The organism is Pseudarthrobacter chlorophenolicus, from assembly GCF_000962805.1.
Lineage (GTDB): Bacteria > Actinomycetota > Actinomycetes > Actinomycetales > Micrococcaceae > Arthrobacter > Arthrobacter chlorophenolicus_A.
Window position 1 is genome coordinate 343937 of sequence record NZ_JZTW01000001.1, and the last position, 18693, is coordinate 362629.

Here is an 18693-nt window from a genome sequence, read left to right on the forward strand (position 1 = left end):
TCCTATTTCTTGTTTATCTGTAGGGGAGGATTGAAAGTCTGTTGTTGGGACTGCTGGCAGTCTTGGCAGATGCCCTGGTACATGACATCGGCGATCTGGATGGTCATCGGCTTGGACTTTTCGTCCCAGTGCGGGGTCAGGCACGGGGCATGGCCCACGGCGCAGTCCACATCCTCCACCCGCCCGCAGCTGATGCAGATGGCGTGGTGGTGGTTGTCATCCACCCGCGTTTCATAGAGGGCGGGGGAGTGTGGAGGCTCGAACCGGCGGAGCATGTGCAGGTCCGTCAGGTCTCCGAGCACCACGTAGACGGACTGTGCCGTCAGTTCCGGAAGCTCGGCGCGGGCTGCAGCCAGGATGCTTTCGGCGGGGGAGTGGGGGTGGCGTTCGACGGCGGCGAGTACAGCGAGCCGCTGCTTGGTCACCCTGCGGCCGTGGGCACGCAGGGCTGCAGCCCATGCGTCCTGGCCGTCAAAGTGTTCCGTCATGAAACCCATTAGACCACTTATTTTGACTATCTCACAATAAGGCGTGGCTTACTTCCGAAGCGTGGCGGACCTGCGGCTTTGCCGGCCGGGCCGGGGCTGCCCACTAGTGTTGCAGGGTGGGGAAACTGCTGGCCGACATCACACCGCTGCGCGAAAGCCCGGAGTTCCGCCGGCTCTGGCTGGGTTCGGCGGTCTCTGCCGTCGGCAGCCAGCTCACCCTGGTGGCGGTGAGCCTCGAGGTCTACCGGCTGGCCCAGGACAGCTTCTACGTGGGCCTGCTGGGCATCTTCGCGCTGGTTCCCCTGGTGATCGGGGGCCTGCTGGGCGGATCCATCGCGGACTCACACGACCGGCGCAAGGTGGCGCTGCTGGCCACTACCGTGCTGTGGCTGACCACCGGCCTCATCGCGCTGCAGTCGTGGCTGCACGTGGGGAACGTCTGGGTGCTGTACCTGCTGGTGGCGCTGCAGAGCGGAGCGCAGGCCATCAACCAGCCCGCCCGGAGCGCCATCATCCCGATGCTCATCCGCAAGGAACTCCTGCCCGCTGCGAACGCCCTCAGCATGCTGGTATTCGGCCTCGCCATGACCGCCGGGCCCCTGCTGGCCGGCGTCCTGGTGGCCTGGATCGGCTTCGGCTGGACCTACACCATTGACTTCGTAAGCTTTGCGTTCGTCCTTTGGGCGGTGTACCGGCTCCCGCCCCTGGCCCCGACAGGTGCCCGCAGCAAGCCGGGCATCAGGTCGGTTATCGAGGGATTCCGTTTCCTGGGAACCCGGCCCAACCTCCGGATGACCTTCGTGATCGACCTGGTGGCCATGATCCTGGCCCAGCCGCGCGCCCTGCTGCCTGCCGTCGCCGCGCTGATGATTGGCGGCGGCGAGGCGACTGTGGGCATCCTGCTCGCGTGCACCGCCGTCGGGGCCTTCCTTGCCGGCCTGTTCTCCGGGCCGCTGGGCACCGTGCGCGCACAGGCTACTGCTGTGGTTGTCTCCGTGATGGGCTGGGGTGCGTCAATCGCCGGATTCGGCCTGGTGGTGCTCCTCGCCGGCAGGGCGGAGGGCGAAACGGCAACGCCTTGGCTGCTGCCCGCAGCGCTGTGCTGCGTGCTCGCAGGTGTGGCCGACTCGGTCAGCAGCGTTTTCCGCAACACCATCCTCCAGGCCGCCACGCCGGACCACCTGCGCGGCCGGCTGCAGGGTGTGTTCATCGTGGTGGTGGCCGGCGGGCCGCGGGTTGGCGACCTCCTGGCCGGGGGCGCGACTAAGCTCCTCAATGAGGGCTGGGTGCTGCTTTTCGGCGGGCTGCTCTGCATTGCCGGGGCCTGGACCGCGGCCAAGCTGCAGCCGGGTTTCCGCCGCTACGACGCGCGGAACCCGGCTCCGTAGCGATCCGTTCCCTTAGTAAGGAGGAATCGTGCACAAACATCACAACGGGCTCAAGACCGCGGCGCTGTTCGGCGTGCTCTGGGCGGTTTTGCTGGCTCTGGGCGCACTGATCGGGGCGGGGACGCGCAGCTCGGCGCCCATCTGGATCATGGCCCTGGTCGGCGTCGGCACCACGTTCTACGGCTACTGGAACAGCGACAAGATTGCCATCCGTTCCATGCAGGCCTTCGAGGTCTCCGAAGCCCAGGCGCCGCAGCTATACCAGATCGTGCGGGAATTGTCCGCCCGGGCCAACCAGCCCATGCCGCGGATCTACGTTTCTCCCACCATGAACCCCAACGCCTTCGCCACCGGCCGCAATCCGCAGAACGCCGCCGTCTGCTGCACCGAAGGCATCCTGCAGCTCCTGGACGCCCGCGAACTCCGAGGCGTCCTGGGCCACGAACTCATGCACGTCTATAACCGCGACATCCTCACCTCGTCGGTGGCTGCCGCCGTCGCGGGCGTCATCACCTCGGTGGGCCAGATGCTGCTCTTTTTCGGCGGCGGCGACCGGCGCAACACCAACCCGCTGGCCATGATCGCCATGGCACTGCTGGCACCCTTTGCGGCGTCGCTGATCCAGATGGCCATCTCCCGCACCAGGGAGTACGACGCCGACGAGGACGGTTCGCAGCTCACCGGCGATCCGCTGGCGCTCGCCTCAGCCCTGGCCAAGATCGAGCGGGGCGTCACCATGGTTCCGCTGCCGCCGGACCAGCGGCTGGTCAATGCTTCACACCTGATGATTGCCAACCCGTTCCGGGGTGGTGCCATGAACAAGCTGTTCGCCACCCACCCGCCCATGCGGGACCGGATCGCGCGGCTGGAACGCATGGCCGGACGGCCCCTGCAGTAGTCGGCGTCCCGCCGTCGGACGCCTGTTTTGCGGAGTTGGCTGGTTGGTGGGCAGGCGACGCGCGTGCCCGTCCTCGACGACCAAACCCGTCCCCGACGCGCAAAAAGGCCGGCGCCCCCGGAATACGGGGTGCGCCGGCCTTTTTACGCAACGGTAGAACATACGCGCGTCGATAACGGCCGCTACATGGGCCGCAGGACGGTCAGCTGCGGAAGTTCACGAACTGCAGGTCCGCTTCGTCGAAGTCCTTCAGCAGCGCCATGGTGGCCTGGAGGTCGTCGCGGGACTTGGAAGTTACGCGGAGCTCGTCGCCCTGGATCTGGGACTTGACGGACTTGGGGGCCTCGTCGCGGATGATCTTGTTGATCTTCTTGGCCAGGTCCTGCGCGATGCCCTCCTTGATGGACGCCTCCAGCCGGTACTCCTTGCCGGAGGCGAACGGCTCGCCTTCCTCCAGGGACTTCAGCGAAATGCCGCGCTTGATCAGCTTGGACTGGAAGACGTCCAGGACGGCCTTGACGCGTTCCTCTGAGTTGGCCTTCATCAGGATCTTTTCACCGCTGAAATCGATCTCGGCGCCGACTCCCTTGAAGTCATAGCGCTGGGCGATTTCCTTCTGGGCCTGGTTCAGGGCGTTTGCCACTTCCTGCTTGTCCACCTTGCTTACGACGTCGAACGTTGACTCGCCTGCCATGACTCTCCTTATTCCGGCTGGAGCCCCGTCCACGGACAGGGCACTATTCACTGCATTCCAGACTAGTACGGTTGCTTCGCACCGGGGGTCCGAAGATTCACAGTTCCCTCTCAGCGGACACCCGGAGGGAACGAAGGCAGGGTGGGAACAGTTGTACGTGTTGGTAAGTCGCGAAGGGAACCACCATGCACCGCAAGGCCGTCAGTTACGTCACCCGGACCACCTCGGCGGCTGCAGGAGCAGTGGCAACGGCGGCAACCTCCGTAGCGGCCGCCGCTGTTGCGGCGTCCATCGTCTTCAGTCCGGTAGCTGACGCGTCCTCGCGCATGGCAGGAGTCAGCGAGGACCTGCTGCGGGCCGTACAGCTGAACCAGATCACCGAGGAACAGGCCATCAAGTTTGAAGCCAGGCTGGCCGGGAGGATCAGCGGCGAGGCCTGACGCACGCCGAATTTCCGCGCCGTTCCGGGCTTTCCGGGGTGTCAGCCCACCCGATTCGATTCTTGGGCGGAAGTTCTGTAAAGTTGTCTTGCCCGCGGTTACTGGAAGCGGAACGGACCGGACTGGAAACAGAAAAGGTGTGTTTCACAGACTGTAGCCAGGGTCTTCTTATGAAGTTCGGCAGATTACCCGAGCGGCCAAAGGGGGCTGACTGTAAATCAGCTGGCAACGCCTACGGGGGTTCGAATCCCTCATCTGCCACCCAAGGAGAAGCCTCCGGAACCAACAGGTTCCGGAGGCTTTTTCGTTCCCCCGGGACATCTTCTCCCGCTTCAGCTCCCGCGTGATCCGCCGCCGCAGCCCGCCGTCGACATCCCTGTTGGACCGGGCGTAATCTGGCACCATCGGCGCACGTGCCCCGATGCCCTGCGTCGATATTCCATCGATGAAGGAGGATTCAATGAGTGCTGTACGCGAATTCATGACCACTGATGCGCGATGTATCAAGGAAAATGAATCCCTCGTGGAAGCTGCCCGGACAATGCGGGACATGGACTGCGGTTCGCTGCCTATTTGTGGAGACGACGGCAAGCTGAAAGGCATGATCACCGACCGCGACATCGTGCTCAAGTGCGTCGCTGCCGGGCGGGACCCGGGGCAGGTGATGGCCCGCGAGCTCGCCTCCGGCACGCCGCACTGGATTGACGCCGACGCCAACGTGGATGCCGCCATCGACATGATGGAAAAGCACCAGATCCGCCGGCTTCCCGTGATTGCCGACCATAAGCTCGTCGGCATCATCAGCCAGGGTGACATTGCCCGCAACTACTCCGAGCACCGGGTGGGCGAACTGGTGGAACACATTTCGGAGCGCCACGGGGTGTAGCCGGTGCACCACATCATGGCCTTGTCCGCGGATCAGGACCCTCAAGGTCCGGAGCCGCGGACAAGCTTCTGGGAACCTGGTCCGTGGGGCCAGGCGGCCCCTCAGTTCAGCGCGATCACCAGCATCTGGCTGGTCCCCGGAATGCAGGTCTGCAGGATGGCCCGGGGGAAGCCGCCGAAAACTGCTATGACATCGTTGGTGGTACCGGGGTTGGGGACCTGGCCCCGGCCCGTCACCTTGTACGTTCCGTAGCCCGGGATGCTCACCGTCTCGCCGACGCCAATGCCGGAGAACCGTGCCCAGCCGCCGCAGAAATCGTGCTCAGTAATGAAGAGCGAGTAGCCGTCGTTCGGGGTGTAGTGGATGGGGCCGATGCAGGCGTCCACCATCGACTGCCCGCCGGCGCCGGCCACATAGATGGTGCGCACTGCAGGGGCGGCCGGCGCAGCAGGGGCGGCCGGCGCAACTGGCGCGGAAACCGGTGGCGGTGCAGCGGCGACGGGTGCAGGGGCTGCTGCCGGGCTGGGCGCAGGTGCAGCCACGGGCACGGCCACCGCGGGACCCGTCAACACAAGGACCTGGCCGGGGACGATGATGCTGTACGGACCCAGCCCGTTGGCAGCCAGCATGGCGTTCATGTCGACGCCGTACCTGCCGGCAATGGCGCCGACCGTGTCGCCGGACACCACCGTGTACCGGTTGGAATCGGCCGCAGGTGCTGGTGCTGGTGCAGGTGCAGGTGCAGGAGCGGGCTCGGGGGCCGGCGCCGGAACCGGATCGGGCGCGGCGGCCGGTGGTGCGGCAGCCTCGGCCGTGGCCGCCGGCGAATGGTCGGGAGCCGGGGAAACCTGCCCAGACGGAGCGGACGGTGCGTCGCCGGCTGCGGCGGGTTGCGCTGCAGGTGCGGCGTTGGCAACCTGGCCGGCCGCCGTCGTGCCCTGGTCTGGCGGACTTGTGAGAGGGGTGGACGGGCCTGCTAAGGCTCCTACCCCCACGGCCGCCACTACTGCCGCGGTTGCCATTCCGGCCCAAAGCCTGTGGCTGATAGCCGGGCGGCCGGGCGTGATGGTGTCGCGGGGTTCGTCGGTGGCGAAGCTTCTGCTGCTGGGATCGGTGGTGACATATGGCTGGTTCATGGTGGCCCATCCGGGTGCGCTCCCGCCGGCCGGACGCAAACGCCGGCTGCGGCAGGAAGAATTAAGATCTGACGCGTCGTGGCCGCCGGTAACGGGGGCCACGCGGTGCGTTCGATGAGGCCGGCCGCATACCCAGAAAATGCGGGGGGCTCCTTGTTGCGGCGGAGGGCCCGGGGAGCAAACCCGGGGAACCGCCGGTGCGTGGTTCTGTCCTAGGAATCCCGAGTCTAGGAACCGGGGGAACAGCCCGGCATCAGTAGGAATTACCCGACTTTTCCCGCCCGCTACTTGGCCGCCGCCGGCCCGCGTACTCAGGAACCGGCCGCCGCCTACCTGCGGGCACCCTTTAGAGGGTCCGGTTTTCCTTCAGCTCGGCGATCTCGCGGCGGAGTGCGGAGATCTCGGCCACCAGCTCCGCAACTTCGGCGCGGACGGGTTCCTCGACGGCCTCGGCCACTGTCTCCGCGGTGTCTTCCACGCGCTGCACCAGCCACGAAGCAATCGATGCCGTGACCACGCCGAGCACGGCAATTCCGCTCATCATCAGCGCGGCTGCCACCATCCGGCCGATGGGGGTCACCGGGTAGAGGTCGCCGTAGCCCACGGTGGTGATGGTGGTGATGGCCCACCAGAGCGCGTCTCCGAAGGTGACGATCTTGGCGTCCGGTGCGGACTGCTCCACATCCAGGACGGCGAGCGCGCCCACGAAGATCAGCATTCCTGCCGAACCGGCCACGTAAGTAACTACGCGGCCCCGCAGGGTTTCGCCCACGGTCCGGTGGAGTACGGACAGCAGTGTCACCAGCCGGAGCAGGCGCAGCGGCCGGAAAAACGGCAGGGCCACGATGAGCAGTTCGTGGAGGTTGCGGACGAACCAGTCCCACCGGCGCGGTGCCAGCCAGAGGTTGGCCGCATAATCGACGGCGAACACTATCCAGGTGGCCCACATGACGGCTTCCAGCCAGCTCGCGCCGCTGCCTTCGAGGCGGCCGATCACCTGCCACGCGTAGGCTGCCAGGAAGACGAGCGCAGTGCCCATCAGCGGCCATTCCGCCAGGTCCCGGTAGCGTTGGTGCGTCATGCTGGAAATCCTACGTGCACGGCCGGCGTCGGGTACCTCCACGCCTGTCCGCGCCAGCAAAGTTACCAGCGGGTAACATCGAGTCATGCACCTTCTCCTGAGGACCCTGCTCCTGCTGTTCCGTTCAGCCCGCCGCCGTCCGCTCACGGTATGGGACAGTGCTTCCCTGCCCCTGCGCGTCCTGCCCACGGACATCGACATCGCCATGCACGTCAACAACGGCATGTACCTGTCCCTGATGGACCTGGGCCGGTTCGACCTGATGGTGCGCAGCGGGGTCTGGAAGCGGATGCGCCGCCGCGGCTGGAGTCCCGTGGTGGCGGCCGAGACCATTGCCTTCCGTAAGTCGCTGCAACTGTGGCAGGAGTACGCCATCGAGACCCGGATCATCGGGCTGGACACCAAGGCAATTTTCTTCGAGCAGCGGATGGTGGCCGACGGCGAAATCTACGCGCGTGCCTACATCGCCACGCGGCTGGTCAGCAGGTCCGGTCCGGTCAGCCAGGACGAGATCCTTCGCGAATTCGGCCAGCCGCCCGCAGACCTGGTGCTGCCCGGGTGGATCCACGAATGGCGCGAATCCAGCCAGCTGCCCGGCAGCCGCACGCCGGCTCCGCACTCCTGGCCCTGAGCCGGGCGCAAACGACGGGTCCAAACGACAGGCCCTGACGCCATGCCCATAAAGCCAGCCCCTAAGGGGTCCTGAATTAGCGGTGCCGGCTACGCGCCGACGTCGCGCTGTTCGAGGGCGACGGCGGCCAGCACCACCAGGGCCGCAGAGATTCCCCAGAGCCACCCGGCAGCAGCCCAGTCGGCCCCGTTGACCATGGGGGAGTTGCCGTAGGCCCAGTGGTAGGGGCTGACCCTGAGCAGCCACTCCACGTCCGGGCTTTGCCGGCCCACGGCGTTGAACACGTAACCGAGCACGGCCACTGCCGCTCCGGCCGCGAGCCCGTATGTGCGGCGTCCGGTGGCCGCGCCGACGAACAGCGCCGAGGTCCCTGTGAGCAGGCCAAGTCCGGCAAACAGCACCACGGCGCCGAAGAGGTTGGCAGTATCGATGTCCAGCTGGGAGGGGCCGTTCAGCAGGGCCACGATGACGAAAGCCAGGGCGGCCAGCACCAGCACCCGCAACAGCAGTGCCAGTGCGCGTTCCAGGACTACCTGCACCCGCCGCACGCCGTGGGCCAGCGTCAGTTCAAGTTGTCCCGACTCCTCATCGCCGCCCACGGCAGCGGCGCCCCAGGCTACCGTGGCGATGCTCATAAGGAGGAAACCGATCAGCCCGAACAAAGTAGCTTGCGTGTAGCCGGGCCCGGAGGCGATCTGGTCGTAATTCAGGGCACGGGTCATCTCTGCCGGCAGGGCATTGATCATTTCCTGCATCTGGTCGCTGCCTCCGATGGAGGGGTACAGCGGGAGGTACAGGAACGCGGCCGCAGCGAGGCCGGCCGCCCAGGCAAGGGTGGAGCGCCACGAATCGACGAAGGCCCGCCGGAACAACGGAAGCCGGGTGCCCGCAGGGCTTTTCCCTGGGTGACTCACAGGACTTCCTTCTGCGGCATGGCGTACATCTTCAGCACGGACTCCTCAAGGTCCGGCTCTTCCAACACAAGGTCGGTCAGCTCCAGCCGTCCCAGCGCATGGAGCAGCGGCTGGATGGCGCCCTCAAGGACCGCGGACAGGGTGACGCCGCCGTTGGACTCCAGCACCTCGATGTTCCCGATGCCTGGCACCGCCGTGAGCAGCGCAACGGCGTCGGGTGCCGCTGTGTGGGAGGCCGTGAAGCGGAGGTGCCGCACGGCGCCTTCCCGCAGCCCGGTCACGGATTCGATCGCGATGATGCGGCCGTCCCGGAGGATTGCCACCGTGTCAGCGGTCTGCTGGATCTCGCTGAGGACGTGGGAGCTCAGGAAAACGGTCTGGCCGTTGTGGCGGGCCTCCCGGAGCATGGCGTGGAACTCCTGCTGGATGAGGGGGTCCAGTCCGCTGGTGGGTTCGTCCAGCACCAGCAGCTCCGGCTGGTGCATGAAGGCCTGCACCAGGCCGAGTTTCTGCTTGTTGCCCTTGGACAGCTTGCGGGTGTGACGGTCCAGGTCAAGGTCCAGCCGCTCGGCCAGCTCGTCAATCCTGCCGGGCGGCACCGGTCCGCTGACCGCCTCATAGTGGGACAGCAGCTTCCGCCCAGTCACCCGCCCTTCGAGGAAAAGTTCGCCCGGGAGGTAGCCGATGCGGCGGCGCAGGTCCGGCCCGCCCGCCCTGGGGTCCAGGCCCAGGACCCGCACCTCACCGCTGTTGGGCCGGATGATGTCCAGGAGGCAGCGCATGGTGGTGGTCTTGCCTGCGCCGTTGGGGCCGATCACACCAAAAACACTGCCCGCCTGCACCTCGAAGTCGACGCCGTGCAGGACTTCGCGGCGGCCAAAGCTCTTGGTCAGGGAATGCGCGGTAACCGCGATGTCCATGGGGCCCTCCCGGGTGCTGCTGCGGGGCTGATGACCATAGGGTAGGCCCGGGAAGCAGCTGTGTACATGTGCAGAGCCGGGTTATTCCCGATGACGCGTGCAGCGAACAGCGGCACACGGCGGCGGCATCACGCGTACCGTAGTTCCATGGCTACCCTTGACATCACAGGTGAACAGTTCGCATCGACGATCGAAGGCAACGACATTGTCCTGGTCGACTTCTGGGCAGAATGGTGCGGCCCCTGCAAGCAGTTCGGGCCCACGTACTCGGCTGTTTCCGAGAAGCACCCTGACGTCCTCTTCACCAAGGTGGACACCGAAGCCGAGCAGCAGCTCGCCGCGGAGGCAGGCATCTCCTCCATCCCCACCCTGATGGCTTTCCGCGAAAAGGTGCTGGTGTTCTCCCAGCCCGGCGCGCTGAACGCCCAGCAGCTGGAGCAGGTGGTGGACGCCGTGAAGGCCCTGGACATGGAGGAAGTCCACGCCCACGTGGCCAAGCAGCGTGAAGAGGCTTCAGCCGCGGCCAAGCCCTCAGGCCCCCAGGACGGCTCGCAGATCCCGGACCTGTAAAGAATCCATAAACCAAAGAGCGGGACCTCCCAACAGGGAGGTCCCGCTCTTTCGTCTTCGTGGCCCGTTAGATGCGTTCCACCTTGGCCGGCTCAGCCAGCAGGGCGCTCAGCGATTCGTTGAGGTCCTGCACCGCGATGCCCTTCGAATGCTTGGCCAGGTCTTCCTCGGAGGCCCACTGTTCGGTCAGCACCAGCTTTTCCTCGGTGGCTTCCGTCAGTTCGTAGCGGATGCAGCCCGGCTCGTTCACCACCTCATCAATGGCGATTTCCAGGGCCAGCTTCACGCGGAAGAACTCGCCCTCGTTGGGGATAAACGTTGCCTGCAGGTCGATCGGTGCACTCATGGATTTCACAATACCGGGCACGGGCACCGCTTCCCGCCGTGTTGCGGCGGACATGGGTCAGGGATGCTGTCATTGCCGCCTCCCTGTTGGTAGCGTGCCTGCATGCGTGCTTACACAGCCGGGGACACTGACGTTCCGCTGCTCGAGGAGACCATTGGTGCGAACTTCGAGCGGGTGGCCGCCAGGTTCCCGTACCACGACGCGTTGATCGAGGCCGCACCGGTGCCCGGCGCCGACGCGCGCCGCTGGAGCTACAGCAAGATGAACGACGACGTCGACCGGCTGGCCCGCGCGCTCCTCGCCCTGGGCGTGGCCAAAGGGGAGCGGGTGGGCATCTGGAGCCCCAACTGCGCCGAGTGGACGCTGCTGCAGTACGCCACCGCGAAGGTGGGAGCCATCCTGGTCAACGTGAACCCCGCCTACCGCAGCCACGAGCTTGAATTCGTGGTGAAGCAGAACGGGATGCGCACCCTCGTGACTGCGCCGCCGGACACCAACAGCGATTATGTGGGGATGGCCCGGCAGGCGCTCGCCGGCTGCCCGGAGCTGCGGGAACTGGTGTTCCTGCCGGTTCCGGGCGGGGACTTGGACGACGCCGTGTCCCCGCTCAGCGACGCGGAGCTGACGTACGCCGAGCTGCTCAAGCGGGCTGACGCCGTCGGGCACTCCGCACTGAAGGCGCGGATGGCGGAACTGGATCCGCACGATCCCATCAACCTGCAGTACACCTCCGGCACCACCGGCTTCCCCAAGGGCGCCACCCTCACGCACCACAACATCCTGAACAACGGCTTCGCCATCGGGGAACTGCTGGGCTACACCGAACACGACCGCGTGGTGATCCCGGTGCCGTTCTACCACTGCTTCGGCATGGTGATCGGGAACCTCAACGCCCTGAGCCATGGCGCCGCCACCATCATCCCGGGCCGGGGGTTCTCGCCCGCCGCGGCGTTGGAGGCGGTCCAGGATTTTGGCGGCACGTCCCTGTACGGGGTGCCCACCATGTTTATTGCCGAGCTCGCCCTGCCCGATTTCGCCTCCTACGACCTCTCCACCCTCCGCACGGGGGTGATGGCGGGTTCGCTGTGCCCCATCGAGGTGATGAACCACGTCATCGCGGACATGAACATGACGGACGTGGCCATCTGCTACGGCATGACGGAGACGTCGCCGGTATCCACCATGACGCGCAAGGGCGACACCCTGCAGCACCGGACCGAAACGGTGGGCCGGACCATGCCGCACCTGGAGAGCAAGATCGTGGACCCCGTTTCCGGCGCCGTGGTGGAGCGCGGGGAGATCGGCGAACTCTGCACGCGCGGCTACGCGGTGATGGACGGGTACTGGAACCAGCCGGACAAGACCGCGGAAGCCATCGATGCCGAGGGTTGGATGCACACCGGAGACCTCGCCCGGATGGACGCTGACGGGTATGTGCTGCTGGAGGGCAGGATCAAGGACATGGTGATCCGCGGCGGCGAGAACATCTATCCCCGCGAAATCGAAGAGTTCCTCTACACCCACCCGGCAGTCCAGGACGTCCAGGTGATCGGGGTGCCGGACGACAAATACGGTGAGGAACTGATGGCCTGCATCATCCTCAAGCCCGGCGCTGAACCACTGGATGCGGCAACACTTGCCGACTTCTGCCGCGGAAAGCTGGCGCACTACAAGGTGCCCCGCTACGTCGAGATCCGCAGCAGCTTTCCCATGACGGTCTCGGGGAAGATCAGGAAGGTGGAGATGCGGCAGGAAGCGGTGGCCCGGCTGGGCCTCTGACCCTTCGCCGTTTCGCGGGGCGGGCTTATTTTGCCCGGCCCGCACCCCGGCGGGTGGCCCGCGCGGCAACAAACGCCAGGACGACGGCGGCGGCCAGCGAGGCCGCGATGAGCAGCGGGCGGAAGCCGGCACCGTTCCCTTCCGGACCGCGGGAATGAGGCCCGCCCGGCGATGGGGCGGCGTCAGCTGTGGTCACCTCGTCCGGCGACAGCTTCCATTCGGACGCGGCAGGGAGTGTGCCCGGCGGCAGCTTTTCGTGCCGGAGCTCCCTCCGCAGTTCGAGCTGTTCCCTGACCTCATCGGTGGGGGCGGGCACGGCATCATCGGCGGCAACGGCAGAGGGGAGGTCCACGATATACGGCTTTCCGTAGAACGCGGCGGATGCCACCGAGTCCAGCCAGGTGCCCGGCGGGGACTGGACGCCACGGCGGGCGAATTCTGCCCGGAGCCTCTCCTTGATCTCGTCAAGGTCGTGGCCCTCCGCATCCCGGGTGACGTCAAAGATGGCCAGTTGAAGCTGGACATGGCTGTCCTCTCCTGGCTCGTTGGTACCGGGGGTCGCATTCGTTGCCGCATCCATCCGGACACCCTACCCACATGTGGGCCGCCTTACGCGTTAAGTCCGGTGGCTAGTGCCCGCGGTGGTCCTGGATGGTCATCCGGGGGCCAAAGGTCGGCTTGCGGAAGCCGGAGCTCTGGATCATCCTTACCACCCTTTGCCGCTGCCCGTTCCAGGGCTCGAGCAGGCGGAGCATCCCGGCGTCGTCGGTCCGGCGTCCGGTCAGGGCCGCCCCCACGTAGGCCGCCAGGTGGTAGTCACCCACGGCAATGGAATCCGGGCAGCCGTGGGTCCGCTGCACCACTTCAGCCGCAGTCCAGATCCCGATGCCCGGGATGGTCTGCATCTTCAGCCCGGCTTCTGCTGCCGGCAGCCCGGCCAGCCGTTCAAGCGCGGCGGCGGAGCGCAGTGCCCGCATCACCGTGGCCGAACGTTGGGGTCCCACGCCGGCTTTGTGCCACTCCCAGCTGGGGACATGCAGCCACTGCGTGGCCGTAGGCGGCACCAGCAGGCCCTGGGGTGTGGACATGCCGGCCTGCGGGGCGGGCGTTCCATACCGCTGCACCAGGTACCTGTACCCCCGCCGGGCTTCGATGACCGTGACCTTCTGCTCCAGGATGATGGGCACCAGCTGGTCCACCATCCGGCCGCTGGCCGGGAGGCGCAGCGCCTGGCTCCGCCGCCGGGCCTCGCGGACCATCCGGGGCAGCGTGGCGTGGAATACCGGCTCATCAAAGGAAGACCAGTCGTCATCCGCGCCCATCAGCCGGGGAGCTGCACGTGCCGCCAGTTCCGCACCGGGTCCCCACGCCTGGACATCCACCCGGGCTGGGACCCGGGGGCCGTCGTCGTGCGCTCCGGAGGCAGTACCTCCCACCGGGCTGAGCCGCAGCGTGGCGGGACCGTCCGGCGTCGTAAACGCATTCCAGATCACATCCCCCTGGACGCTGAAGGAGGGGTCGCTGTGGCCGCGCAGCAGCGAGCCAAGGGTGCGGGCCAGGCTGTAGGGGCCCTCCGGATACCAGCACAGGGACACGTCCGCGCCGGCGGCAAGCCGGGGAGGTGCTGCTGCGATGGTCATGCCTTAATCGTCCCACGGCCCTGCGACACGGCGGGCCCTTATCAGCGGAGACCGGCCGGACTAGAATCCCAGCGTGAGGCGCGGAGCCGCCGCGCCCGGCCGGGAAAGGCAGGAAGACGCCATGGGCGGAGTAGTGCATTTCGAAATCCCCGCGGACGACCGCGGACGGGCAGCGGAGTTCTACCGGCAGGCACTGGGCTGGACGCTGGAACCGGTGCCGGGGATGGATTACTACACCAACGTGACCACCACGCCGATGGACTCCTCTGGGAGGCCCACGGAGCCGGGTGCGATCAACGGCGGCATGATGGACAGGGAGGCAGACCTGGCCTCTCCGGTGATCACCGTGGACGTACCGGACATCGACGCCACCCTCAAGGCCGTCGAATCGCTGGGCGGAGCGGTGGTGCGGGCCAAGGAGACCATCCCGGGCATGGGGCACTTCGCCTATTTCAGGGACACCGAAGGCAACGTCATGGGGCTGTGGGAAAACCTTCCCGCCAACGAGGCCAGTGAAGCCGGCGAGGCAGGGCAGGCAACGGCGGACGGCGCCTAGCAGCCCGCCGCCGAGCCAGGAGGGCCACGCATGAGCACGCTGATCCAGGTGCTGGCAATCATCACCGGGATGGTCCTCGTTTCGGTGGGCCTGCTGGAAGCCTTCGCGTACAAAAATCCACGGCTCTACCCAATCTTCCTGATCAAGCCTGAAGACACCGGAGCGGTTCGGCTGTGGACCGTGAACGTAGGGTTCTACAACATTGTCTGGGGCCTGTTTGGGATTGCCGGGGTGGTCATTGCCAACTCAGGAGACCTCGCGACAGACCGGACCATCGTGGCCATGATGTGCATCGCCCATGCAATCCTCGGAGCTGTTCTGGTCATCAGTGAACCAAGGCTCTGGCTCAGCGGGATCGGGCAGGCCCTTCTGCCCGCCATCATTCTCTGGCTGATGTTTGCCGCCTGACCGTCGCCCATGCAGTCACTGTTATGGGGCAACGGAGGAATCAGTGCATCCCTGACACGGACCAGAGTGCCAGTACGGCAAGGGGGAGCGTCAGCAGCACGGCCACCAGCCCTGCCAGCGCGAAACCGCCCCACCTGACGGGGACGTTCAGCACCCGAAGCCGCTCGTGCCACAGCAGCGTGGCCAGGGATGCCCACGGGCTGATCAGTGGCCCGAGGTTGACCCCGATCAGCAGCGCGGCAAGCCGGGCGGGGGAGTCCGCCACGGGCTCCAGGGCCAGGTAGGCCGGCAGGTTGTTAGCCACGTTTGCAGCGCCCGCCCCAACGCCGGCCAGCTGAAGGAGTGCAGGAAGGCCATCCCCGGAACCTGCCACGCCATCAAGCAGGGCGGTGAGGCCACTGGCATGCAGGGCTTCCATCAGCATGAACAGCCCGGCCGTCAGCATCAGGGGCCGCCACGGCACCATGGACCACTTCAACGCCGCCGGACGGCGCCAGATGAATACCGCCACCAGGAAAGCTGCCGCGGCAAGCGCCGGGTACTGGACCGGCAATCCGGAGACCAGCGCCGGCAGCAGGACCAGGAGCGTTGCCCCGGCAATCACCAGCAGGGTCCGGTCCCCGGCCGGGCGGACGGGCCGTGGCCGGTACTGCCCGCGGAGGTCGCGCCGGAAGGCCAGCCACAGCAGGACAAGGGGGACCAGCAAACCCACCACTGCCGGAGCCCACACCAGCCCGGCAAACTGCACCGGGCTCAGGCCCAGCCGCTCCTGGGCCAGCAGGTTGGTCAGGTTGGACACGGGCAGCAGCAGCGATGCCGTGTTGGCCAGCCAGATGCTGGTCAGGGCGAATGGCAGCGGCGGGATTCCGGCATGCATGGCCAGGAGGACAACCACCGGCGTCACCAGCACCGCGGTGGTGTCCAGGGACAGGAACACCGTGGACACGGTAGCCAGCGCGATCACCAGCAGCCACAGGGTAAACACGCTGCCCCGGCCCAGGGCCGCGAGCCTTCCCGTCACGGCCCGGAAGAGCCCTGCCTCGTCCACCAGTTCGGTGACCAGGGACATGGCCAGGACAAAGCCCAGGATGGGCACCGTCCGCCCGGCCAGTTCACTGAACGCCGGCAGGGGGAGGATGCCTGTGGCCAGGGCTGCCAGGCCTGCCGCCAGCGCGGCACCGGGCAGCAGGTAACTGCGGGCAGCCTTGGCCCATGCGAACTGCTTCACCGCCTTATCGTCGCACCCCCGGCCGGGTGGCGCGTGCAGGAAGCGGTAGCTTTATACCTATGAAGTACGCCCAGTCCATCCTGGACCTCATCGGCAACACCCCGCTCATCAAACTCAACCACGTAACCGGGGGCATCAAGGCCACCGTCCTGGTGAAAGTCGAGTACCTGAACCCCGGCGGATCCATCAAGGACCGCATCGCGGCGCAGATGGTCGAGGACGCCGAACGGGAAGGTAAACTGCAGCCCGGCGGCACCATCATCGAACCCACCTCCGGCAACACCGGAGTGGGCCTGGCACTCGTGGCACAGCAAAAGGGCTACAAGTGCATCTTCGTCGTTCCGGACAAGGTGGGCGAGGACAAGCGGGCGGTCCTTCAGGCCTACGGAGCCGAGGTTGTGGTCACACCCACCGCCGTGCCGCCGGACAGCCCGCACAGCTACTACGGCGTCTCGGACCGGCTGGTCCGCGAAACGCCTGGTGCCTACAAACCGGACCAGTTCTCCAACCCTGCAGCGCCGGGCAGCCACTACAGGACCACCGGTCCGGAGATCTGGCAGGACACCGACGGCAAGGTCACCCACGTGGTCATCGGGGCAGGCACCGGTGGCACCATCACCGGTACCGGCCGCTACCTCAAGGAGGTTTCGGCGGACCGTCCCGAGTCCGACGGCGGCGTGGTCCGGATCATCGGAGCGGATCCGTCGGGTTCGGTCTACTCGGGCGGTACCGGCCGGCCGTACTTCGTCGAGGGCGTGGGCGAGGACATGTGGCCGGCGAACTACGACATATCCGTTCCGGACCAGGTCATCGCCGTCACCGACGCAGACTCTTTCGCCATGACCCGCAGGCTTGCCCGCGAGGAAGGACTGCTGGTGGGCGGTTCGTCGGGGATGGCCGTGGTGGCCGCCCTGCAGGCGGCAAAGGACCTCCCCGAATCAGCCGTCGTCGTCGTGATCCTGCCCGACTCAGGGCGCGGTTACCTGGCCAAGATTTTCAACGACCAATGGATGCGCTCGTACGGCTTCCTGGCCGGCGGCGAGGAAACCTCCGTGGGCGAGGTCATCAAGTCCAAGAACGGTGAACTGCCGGACCTTGTGCACATCCACCCCAACGAGTCCGTCCGCGACGTCATCAACATCATGAACGAGTTCGGCGTCAGCCACATCCCGGTGCTCTCGCAGGAACCGCCGGTGGTGATGGGCGAGGTCCTCGGTGCCGTGGACGAACGCAGCCTGACGGCCAAGCTCTTCCGCGGCGAAGCCAAGCTGACGGACAAGATTGCTGAACACATGGGTCCCAAGCTGCCCGTCATCGGATCGCTGGAAAGCATCTCGGCGGCCCGCGAGCTGCTCTCCGACGTGGACACCGTCATGGTCACGTTCGTGGGCGCCCCCATCGGCATCCTCACCCGGCACGACCTCCTGGCGTACCTCAGCAACTAGTATCCGGTGGCTGGGCTGGCCGAAACCCGGTTTCGGTACGCTCAACCACCGCTGAAAGGAACATCATGACTGTTTCCGGAAACCAAGGTTTCAACACCCGTGCCGTACACGCCGGCCAGGCCTTCGAGCCCCGCACCGGCGCCGTGGTTCCGCCGCTGCATTTCAGTTCCACTTACGCGCAGGACGGCATCGGCAACCTTCGCGCTGGCTACGAGTACGGCCGCGGCGGCAACCCCACCCGCGACGCCCTGCAGGAACAGCTGGCGGCACTGGAACTGGGAACGCACGCCTACAGCTTCAGCTCAGGCCTGGCCGCCGAGGACGCCCTGATCCGTGCCCTCACCCGGCCCGGTGACCACATAGTGCTCGGCAACGATGCCTACGGCGGGACGTACCGGCTGATCAGCCGTGTGCTGGGCGACTGGGGCATCGGCAACACCCCGGTGGACATGGCCAACCTGGACACCGTCCGCAGCGCCGTCGCCGCCAACAAGACCCGGTTCGTGTGGGTAGAGACGCCCTCCAACCCCCTGATGAAGATCACGGACATCGCCGCGCTCGCGGACATCGCGCACGACGCCGGTGCCCTCCTGGTGGTGGACAACACCTTCGCGTCTCCCTACCTGCAAAACCCGCTCGGCCTGGGTGCCGACGTCGTGGTCCACTCCACCACCAAGTACATCGGCGGCCACTCCGATGTGGTGGGCGGCGCCGTCGTGGTCAAGGACGCGGAGCTGGCGGACAAGATCGGCTTCGTGCAGTTCGCCGTCGGTGCAGTGTCCGGGCCCATGGATGCCTTCCTCACCACCCGCGGCCTGAAGACCCTGGGCGTGCGGATGGACCGGCACAGCGAGAACGGCCAGGCTGTGGCCGAATGGCTGCTGGAACGCCCCGAAGTTGAGGCCGTCCTGTACCCGGGACTTCCGTCCCACCCCGGGCACGAACTGGCCAAGAGCCAGATGCGCAGTTTTGGCGGGATGGTCTCGGTGCAGTTCAAGGGCGGCGAAGCTGCTGCCCGCAAGGTGGCGGAGTCAACCTCGGTATTCACCCTGGCCGAGTCCCTGGGCGGCATCGAGTCGCTGATGAATTACCCATCGGAAATGACGCATGCTTCGGTCAAGGGCACCGAGCTTGCCGTGCCGGTGAACCTGCTGCGCCTGTCCTGCGGTATTGAGGATAAAGAAGACCTGATCGGCGACCTGGAGCAGGCGTTCTCCGCGATCCCGTAACGGTAGGCTGGGCTAT

21 protein-coding genes and 1 tRNA gene are annotated in these 18693 nt (G+C 66.5%); 12 read left to right on the forward strand and 10 right to left on the reverse strand.

Annotated elements, in window-relative coordinates; genetic code table 11:
* Positions 1–2: 2 nt before the first annotated feature.
* Positions 3–488, reverse strand: coding sequence for a Fur family transcriptional regulator (locus UC32_RS01530; protein ID WP_045729852.1), 486 nt, complete (start codon positions 486–488; stop codon positions 3–5).
* 116 nt (positions 489–604) lie between these two features.
* On the opposite strand from UC32_RS01530, the gene UC32_RS01535 reads away from it, so the two are divergent.
* Together UC32_RS01535 and htpX are read left to right on the forward strand one after the other, a co-directional pair.
* Positions 605–1876 carry an MFS transporter gene (locus tag UC32_RS01535; protein ID WP_045729512.1) on the forward strand — a complete coding sequence of 424 codons (1272 nt, stop codon included), beginning with the start codon at positions 605–607 and terminating at the stop codon, positions 1874–1876.
* Between the two features lie 28 nt (positions 1877–1904).
* On the forward strand, positions 1905–2774 hold the full coding sequence (htpX, locus tag UC32_RS01540) for a zinc metalloprotease HtpX (RefSeq protein ID WP_045729513.1): 870 nt from the start codon (positions 1905–1907) through the stop codon (positions 2772–2774).
* A 202-nt stretch (positions 2775–2976) separates the two neighbouring features.
* Here the strand turns inward: htpX and UC32_RS01545 are convergent, their stop codons facing one another.
* Positions 2977–3468, reverse strand: a complete 492-nt coding sequence (locus UC32_RS01545) for a YajQ family cyclic di-GMP-binding protein (protein WP_045729514.1) — start codon at positions 3466–3468, stop codon at positions 2977–2979.
* A gap of 185 nt (positions 3469–3653) precedes the next feature.
* On the opposite strand from UC32_RS01545, the gene UC32_RS01550 reads away from it, so the two are divergent.
* The 3 genes from UC32_RS01550 (at position 3654) to UC32_RS01560 (ending at position 4794) form a co-directional block, all read left to right on the forward strand.
* Positions 3654–3908: a hypothetical protein gene (locus tag UC32_RS01550; RefSeq protein WP_015937938.1), complete on the forward strand. Its 255-nt coding sequence runs from the start codon at positions 3654–3656 to the stop codon at positions 3906–3908.
* Between the two features lie 179 nt (positions 3909–4087).
* Positions 4088–4169 (forward strand) — tRNA-Tyr (locus UC32_RS01555).
* 199 nt (positions 4170–4368) lie between these two features.
* Positions 4369–4794, forward strand: a complete 426-nt coding sequence (locus tag UC32_RS01560) for a CBS domain-containing protein (protein ID WP_045729515.1) — start codon at positions 4369–4371, stop codon at positions 4792–4794.
* 101 nt (positions 4795–4895) lie between these two features.
* On the opposite strand, the gene UC32_RS01565 is transcribed toward UC32_RS01560, so the two are convergent.
* Both UC32_RS01565 and UC32_RS01570 read right to left on the reverse strand, forming a co-directional pair.
* A complete protein-coding gene (locus UC32_RS01565) occupies positions 4896–5930 on the reverse strand; it encodes a LysM peptidoglycan-binding domain-containing protein (RefSeq protein ID WP_045729516.1) in 1035 nt (344 codons plus the stop codon).
* Positions 5931–6276: 346 nt separating this feature from the next.
* Positions 6277–7011, reverse strand: coding sequence for a potassium channel family protein (locus tag UC32_RS01570; protein ID WP_045729517.1), 735 nt, complete (start codon positions 7009–7011; stop codon positions 6277–6279).
* Positions 7012–7096: 85 nt separating this feature from the next.
* Here UC32_RS01570 and UC32_RS01575 point away from each other — a divergent pair, with 85 nt between their 5' ends.
* On the forward strand, positions 7097–7642 hold the full coding sequence (locus tag UC32_RS01575) for an acyl-CoA thioesterase (RefSeq protein WP_045729518.1): 546 nt from the start codon (positions 7097–7099) through the stop codon (positions 7640–7642).
* 89 nt (positions 7643–7731) lie between these two features.
* Here UC32_RS01575 and UC32_RS01580 read toward each other — a convergent pair whose 3' ends face one another.
* Both UC32_RS01580 and UC32_RS01585 read right to left on the reverse strand, forming a co-directional pair.
* Complete coding sequence (locus UC32_RS01580; protein ID WP_045729519.1) at positions 7732–8556, reverse strand: ABC transporter permease subunit; 825 nt, start codon at positions 8554–8556, stop codon at positions 7732–7734.
* Complete coding sequence (locus UC32_RS01585; RefSeq protein WP_045729520.1) at positions 8553–9476, reverse strand: ABC transporter ATP-binding protein; 924 nt, start codon at positions 9474–9476, stop codon at positions 8553–8555. Before UC32_RS01585 ends, UC32_RS01580 begins: the two co-directional genes overlap by 4 nt.
* A 147-nt stretch (positions 9477–9623) precedes the next feature.
* On the opposite strand from UC32_RS01585, the gene UC32_RS01590 reads away from it, so the two are divergent.
* Positions 9624–10046, forward strand: coding sequence for a thioredoxin family protein (locus UC32_RS01590; protein ID WP_015937931.1), 423 nt, complete (start codon positions 9624–9626; stop codon positions 10044–10046).
* Between the two features lie 67 nt (positions 10047–10113).
* On the opposite strand, the gene UC32_RS01595 is transcribed toward UC32_RS01590, so the two are convergent.
* Positions 10114–10392, reverse strand: coding sequence for a putative quinol monooxygenase (locus tag UC32_RS01595; RefSeq protein WP_045729853.1), 279 nt, complete (start codon positions 10390–10392; stop codon positions 10114–10116).
* Between the two features lie 102 nt (positions 10393–10494).
* Between UC32_RS01595 and UC32_RS01600 the strand changes: the two genes are divergently transcribed.
* Positions 10495–12171: an AMP-binding protein gene (locus tag UC32_RS01600; RefSeq protein ID WP_045729521.1), complete on the forward strand. Its 1677-nt coding sequence runs from the start codon at positions 10495–10497 to the stop codon at positions 12169–12171.
* A 25-nt stretch (positions 12172–12196) separates the two neighbouring features.
* On the opposite strand, the gene UC32_RS01605 is transcribed toward UC32_RS01600, so the two are convergent.
* Together UC32_RS01605 and UC32_RS01610 are read right to left on the reverse strand one after the other, a co-directional pair.
* Positions 12197–12751, reverse strand: coding sequence for a hypothetical protein (locus UC32_RS01605; protein WP_052690498.1), 555 nt, complete (start codon positions 12749–12751; stop codon positions 12197–12199).
* Between the two features lie 49 nt (positions 12752–12800).
* Positions 12801–13811 (reverse strand): DNA-3-methyladenine glycosylase family protein, encoded by a 1011-nt coding sequence (locus UC32_RS01610; protein WP_045729522.1) that lies wholly within the window; start codon positions 13809–13811, stop codon positions 12801–12803.
* A 121-nt stretch (positions 13812–13932) separates the two neighbouring features.
* Here UC32_RS01610 and UC32_RS01615 point away from each other — a divergent pair, with 121 nt between their 5' ends.
* On the forward strand, positions 13933–14367 hold the full coding sequence (locus tag UC32_RS01615) for a VOC family protein (RefSeq protein WP_045729523.1): 435 nt from the start codon (positions 13933–13935) through the stop codon (positions 14365–14367).
* Positions 14368–14397: 30 nt separating this feature from the next.
* Positions 14398–14775, forward strand: a complete 378-nt coding sequence (locus UC32_RS01620) for a DUF1304 family protein (RefSeq protein ID WP_045729524.1) — start codon at positions 14398–14400, stop codon at positions 14773–14775.
* Positions 14776–14815: 40 nt separating this feature from the next.
* Here the strand turns inward: UC32_RS01620 and UC32_RS01625 are convergent, their stop codons facing one another.
* Positions 14816–16003 (reverse strand): SLC13 family permease, encoded by a 1188-nt coding sequence (locus UC32_RS01625; protein WP_045729525.1) that lies wholly within the window; start codon positions 16001–16003, stop codon positions 14816–14818.
* Positions 16004–16062: 59 nt separating this feature from the next.
* Here UC32_RS01625 and UC32_RS01630 point away from each other — a divergent pair, with 59 nt between their 5' ends.
* Together UC32_RS01630 and UC32_RS01635 are read left to right on the forward strand one after the other, a co-directional pair.
* Entirely contained in the window at positions 16063–17448 is a 1386-nt protein-coding gene (locus tag UC32_RS01630) for a cystathionine beta-synthase (protein WP_045729526.1), read from the forward strand.
* A gap of 65 nt (positions 17449–17513) precedes the next feature.
* Positions 17514–18677, forward strand: coding sequence for a cystathionine gamma-synthase (locus UC32_RS01635; RefSeq protein WP_045729527.1), 1164 nt, complete (start codon positions 17514–17516; stop codon positions 18675–18677).
* Positions 18678–18693 lie beyond the last annotated feature (16 nt).